Genomic DNA, 1,007 nt, shown 5'->3' on the forward strand with positions numbered 1-1,007 from the left:
TGCATCGCGGAAGGTCTGGTCAGCGGTCAGCGCATGGCGATTGATGCAAGCCTGATCGAAGCAGATGCCAACAAACAGAACTCGACGCCGAAGGAGGACTGGGACGTCTCGCAGATTGATCCAGCCGATGCGCCCCGCGCCGTGCGCGAGTATCTCGACACGCTGGACGAGGCCGCATTCGGCGCTGCCAGCGAGGTCCAGCCCAAGTTCACCTCGCATTCGGACCCGGCGAGCCAGTGGACGGCAGCGCGCAAAGGACCGGCATTCTTCAGCTATTCCGACAACTACCTGATCGACACGGATCATGGCGTGATTGTCGATGTCGAGGCCACGCGGTCAATCCGGCAGGCCGAGGTCGGCTCGACCAAGACCATGCTGGATCGGGTGAAGACCAGGTTTGACCTGCATCCCGAACGCCTGATCGCCGACACCGCATATGGTACCGGGCCGATGCTGGGCTGGCTGGTCGACCGCAAGATCGCCCCGCACATCCCGGTCTTCGACAAGTCTGGCCGCAGCGATGGCACATGGAGCCGGGCGGACTTCGAGTGGGACGCCGAGAACGACCAATATATCTGTCCCGTGGGCCAGACACTGAAGCGGTTCCGTCGGAACTATTCCGACCCGAACCGGGGGCCAACCAGTGGAGGTCGGGCCAAATACCGTGCCCTGAAACTGACCTGTCAGGCCTGCCCGTCGAAACAGAAATGCTGCCCGAACGCCGATGCCAGATCCATCACCCGCGAGGAACACGAAGACGCCCGCCAGGTCGCGCGCGACATCGCCAAAACCAAGCAATACGACATCTCGATGAAGCTCCGAAAGAAGGTCGAGATGCTCTTTGCCCACCTCAAACGCATTCTCGGGTTGGGACGATTGCGATTACGCGGCCCATGCGGTGCAAATGACGAATTCCTCCTCGCCGCCACCGCCCAAAACCTCCGCAAACTGGCCAAGATCCTTCCTGCACCGCAGCAAACGCGCAAAGCCTGATAGAAAAGGCGCTC

The 1,007-nt window shown here is 61.4% G+C and carries 1 protein-coding gene; it reads left to right on the forward strand.

Going from position 1 to position 1,007, the window contains the following annotated elements:
* On the forward strand, nt 1-993 hold a 993-nt coding region (locus tag PEL8287_RS19650; protein WP_085894139.1), incomplete at its 5' end, for a transposase.
* Nucleotides 994-1,007: the final 14 nt, after the last annotated feature.

It is taken from the genome of Roseovarius litorisediminis, from assembly GCF_900172295.1.
GTDB classification, from domain to species: Bacteria; Pseudomonadota; Alphaproteobacteria; order Rhodobacterales; family Rhodobacteraceae; genus Roseovarius; species Roseovarius litorisediminis.